The sequence below is a fragment of the Acidovorax delafieldii 2AN genome, assembly GCF_000175235.1.
GTDB classification, from domain to species: Bacteria; Pseudomonadota; Gammaproteobacteria; order Burkholderiales; family Burkholderiaceae_C; genus Acidovorax; species Acidovorax delafieldii_B.
Genome location: NZ_ACQT01000283.1, coordinates 1 through 4,393, shown reverse-complemented (window position 1 = coordinate 4,393; position 4,393 = coordinate 1). Strand labels below are relative to the sequence as shown.

Sequence of the window (4,393 nt, the reverse complement as noted above, 5' to 3'; positions counted from 1 at the left end):
GTGGCCCAGGGCAGCGCGCTGGTGGACCGCGCCGGCACCACCATGAGCGAGGTGGTGGGCGCCATCCGCCGCGTGACCGACATCGTCGGCGAGATCAGCGCGGCCAGCCACGAGCAGTCGCTGGGCGTGGCCCAGGTGGGCGAGGCCGTGACGCAGATGGACCAGGTCACGCAGCAGAATGCCGCGCTGGTGGAAGAAATGGCGGCTGCCGCCAGCAGCCTCAAGAGCCAGGCCGAAGACCTGGTGCACGTGGTGTCCGTCTTCCGGCTGGAAGACGAAGTGGGCGGCGCCCCGATGGGCCAGCCCGCCCTGCAGCGCTCGCGTCAGGCGCTACAGATTCAATAGCTTCTCGCGCTTATGGAATAAGCGCTTGAGGCTGTTTTGACCAGATAACTATCTAGCTGACGGCTGACGGCTGACGGGAGGCGCCAATGCGGCCCCCCCGCCGTGCCGCAACGTCCGCCTTCGGCTATGCCAGGTGGGGCGCCAGGTACTGCCCCGTGTGGCTGGCCGGGTTGGCCGCCAAGTCTTCGGGCGTGCCCACACCCACCACAGTGCCGCCGCCCGCACCGCCCTCGGGGCCCATGTCGATGAGCCAGTCGGCGGTTTTGATCACGTCGAGGTTGTGTTCGATGATGACGATGGTGTTGCCCGCATCGCGCAGCTGGTGCAGCACCTTGAGCAGCAGGTCGATGTCGGCAAAGTGCAGGCCGGTGGTGGGCTCGTCCAGGATGTAAAGCGTGCGGCCCGTGTCGCGTTTGCTCAGCTCCTGCGCCAGCTTCACACGCTGCGCCTCGCCGCCCGAGAGCGTGGTCGCCGCCTGGCCCAGGCGGATGTAGGAGAGGCCCACATCCAGCAGCGTCTGCAGCTTGCGCGCTATTGATGGCACGTCCTTGAAGTACGCCGCAGCGTCTTCCACCGTCAGCTCCAGGATCTGGGCGATGTTCTTGCCCTTCCACTGCACCTCCAGCGTCTCGCGGTTGTAGCGCTGGCCGTGGCAGATGTCGCAGGGCACGTACACGTCGGGCAAGAAGTGCATCTCCACCTTCACCACGCCGTCGCCCTGGCAGGCCTCGCAGCGGCCGCCGCCCGAAGACTGCGACACGTTGAAGCTGAAGCGCCCCGGGCCGTAGCCGCGCTCCTTGGCGGTGTTGGTCTCGGCCATCAGCTCGCGAATGGGGGTGAACAGGCCCGTGTAGGTGGCGGGGTTGCTGCGCGGCGTACGGCCAATGGGGCTTTGGTCGACGTTGATGACCTTGTCGAAATACTCGATGCCCACGATCTCTTCGTGCTCGGCCGGTTCTTCGTGCGCACGGTGGATCTGCCGCGCCACAGCCGCGTAGAGCGTGTCGTTGACCAGCGTGCTTTTGCCCGAGCCCGAGACGCCCGTCACGCAGGTGAGCAGCCCCACGGGAAAGTCCACCGTCACGCCCTTCAAATTGTTGCCCGTGGCACCCACCACGCGCAGCGCCTGCACGGCGCCCTGGCGCGCATGGTGCTCTGCCATGCGCTCGGCGCGGCGCTTGCTCGCTTCGGTCTGCGGAAAGCGCGACTTGGCCTTGGCCTCCACCACGGGCGCGGGCTGGTCCAGCACCGGCAGCCAGGGCGTGCGGCGCGCGGGCACGGCAATGGTGCGCGCGCCCGACAGGTACTGGCCCGTGAGCGACTGCGCATTGGCGCGCACTTCGTCGTACGTGCCCTGCGCCATCACCCGCCCGCCATGCACGCCCGCACCGGGGCCCATGTCGATCACATGGTCGGCGGCGCGCATCATGTCTTCGTCGTGTTCGACCACGATCACGCTGTTGCCAATGTCGCGCAGGTGCTGCAGCGTGGCGATCAGCCGGTCGTTGTCGCGCTGGTGCAGGCCGATGCTGGGCTCGTCGAGCACGTACATCACGCCCGTCAGGCCCGATCCGATTTGCGAGGCCAGGCGAATGCGCTGCGCCTCTCCACCGCTGAGCGTTTCAGCGCTGCGGTCCAGGCTCAGGTAGCTCAGCCCCACATCGTTCAAAAACTGCAGGCGCGTGGCGATCTCGCGCACCACCTTGTCGGCGATCTCGGCTTTGGCACCGGTGAGCTGCAGAGATTGGAACCATGCGTGCGCGTCGCTCAGCGTGGCGTGGCTCACTTCGTAGATGGCGCGGGCCTGTGTGCCTTCGCCTACCTTCACATGGCGGGCCTCGCGGCGCAGGCGCACGCCGTGGCATTCGGGGCAGGGCTGGGTGCTGCGGTAGCGGGCCAAGTCTTCGCGCACCACCACCGAATCCGTCTCGCGGTAGCGGCGCGCCATGTTGGGCAGGATGCCTTCAAACGGGTGCTTTTTGGTGTGCACCTTGCCCTTGGAGGCCCCACTGTCCATGATGTAGCTGAAGGCGATTTCTTCATCGCCCGAGCCGTGCAGGATGGCGTGCTGTACCGGCGCGGGCAGCGACTCAAACGGCGCCTCGATGTCGAAGGCGTAGTGCCGTGCCAGGCTCTCCAGCATCGCAAAGTAGTAGCCATTGCGCCGGTCCCAGCCCTTGATGGCGCCGCTGGCCAGACTGAGCGACGGGAAGGCCACCACACGCGCCGGGTCGAACACCTCGCGCTGGCCAATGCCGTCGCACGCCGGGCAGGCGCCCATCGGCGAGTTGAACGAGAACAGGCGCGGCTCCAGCTCGGCCAGCGAGTAGCTGCACACCGGGCACGCAAACTTGCTGCTGAACAGGTGCTCCTGCCCCGTGTCCATCTCCAGCGCCAGCACACGGCCATTGCCCTCGTTGCCGCCCACGCGCAGGGCCGCCTCGATGCTCTCGGCCAGGCGTTGCTGCAGGTCGGCACGCACCTTCACCCGGTCGATCACCACGTCAATGTCGTGCTTTTCGGTCTTCTTGAGCGGGGGCAGGTTCTCGTGCTCGTAGATCTGCCCATCCACGCGAAAGCGGATGTAGCCCAGCGCCTGCATCTGCGCAAACAGCTCGGTGAACTCGCCCTTTTTCTCGCGTGCCACGGGGGCCATCACCATGAGTTTGGTGTCCTCGGGCAAGGCCAGCACGGCGTCCACCATCTGGCTCACCGTCTGCGCCGCCAGCGGCAGACCGTGGTCCGGGCAGAACGGCGTGCCTGCACGGGCATACAGCAGGCGCAGGTAGTCGTGGATCTCGGTCACCGTGCCCACGGTGGAGCGCGGGTTGTGGCTGGTCGCCTTCTGCTCGATGCTGATGGCGGGCGACAGGCCTTCGATCAGGTCGACATCGGGCTTGTCCAGCCGCCCCAGAAACTGCCGCGCATAGGCCGACAGACTCTCCACATAGCGCCGCTGGCCCTCGGCATACAGCGTGTCGAACGCCAGACTGGACTTGCCCGAGCCCGACAGCCCCGTGATCACCACCAGCTGGTTGCGCGGTATGTCCAGGTCGATGTTCTTGAGGTTGTGCGTGCGCGCCCCCCGGATGCTGATGCGCTGCTCGCGCAGGGCGCGGGCGAGGTAGGAGCCATCGGGGGGGGGGATGTTGTCGGGCATCGGCGGGTGCAAAAAAGGCGGAACTCGCCATGATAGGCCCGCCCCTTTCACGCGCCCACCACACGCCTTTGGTCGGCGCCGCGCGGCCTCACCCTATTGCTACCAACAAAAGAGCGTCCAGCGCTTGCCAAAAAAAGGTCAAAAAACGCTTTTCACCCGAAATCGGCACATACCCTGACTGCTGAGATTCGCTCAGATAACGCCCCGCAAAAGCCGTTACCCAGGGCTCCCTGTTCCGAATTCCGGAGCCGCAAAATCAGACTATTGCAACAGGACAAATCAACTGTTCACAAAAAAATACAATTCGTCTAGCATGCTTACTAACGTGCACTCGGGCAGTGGCTACAGAAGCCTGTCATGCAAACCCTCATCACACACGACCACCATGCCCGCCCATCGCCCCACGCCTGACTCACTGGCGCTGCGCCCCATCGAACAGGGGGGATGCGGAGGCGTTGTGCTGCAGGCCGCTACCCTGGGCCTGCAAAGCGCCACGCAGCAGCAGGGCGCTTCGACCATTCCAGGGTTAGTCATGGGCGGCGAGGCCGGAACCGTCTATTACCAGACCGGCATCACGCGGCTGGCTGCACGAACACATTCACCTGCCCGACCTGCTGCCGCCTGCCCATCGTCAAGGGCTGGGGCACGGCCTGACCAACTGCCCGCTGCTGGGCCAGCAGACTGGCACCAAAACCGTCTATGCGCAGAGCCGACAAAATCGAACACAAGGTGCTGAAACCGGAACGTCGGCAGTAGTGCTTGACAAGTAAAGCGCCGAGCATCAGGCGATATTCAGGCAGCCATTAAGCACTTATATAAATAATTGAGAAAACAACAGATTCGCCATGCATGCCATTGAAAATATATACACCTTTTTGAGAGCCTCAC

2 protein-coding genes are annotated in these 4,393 nt (G+C 64.9%); one reads left to right on the top strand and one right to left on the bottom strand.

The genetic code is table 11. From position 1 onward, the window contains the following. On the top strand, positions 1–345 hold a 345-nt coding region (locus ACDELDRAFT_RS19675), incomplete at its 5' end, for a methyl-accepting chemotaxis protein (protein ID WP_100084474.1). Between the two features lie 124 nt (positions 346–469). Here ACDELDRAFT_RS19675 and uvrA read toward each other — a convergent pair. Next, positions 470–3,505 (bottom strand): excinuclease ABC subunit UvrA, encoded by a 3,036-nt coding sequence (uvrA, locus tag ACDELDRAFT_RS19670; RefSeq protein WP_005799802.1) that lies wholly within the window; start codon positions 3,503–3,505, stop codon positions 470–472. Between the last annotated feature and the right edge of the window lie 888 nt (positions 3,506–4,393).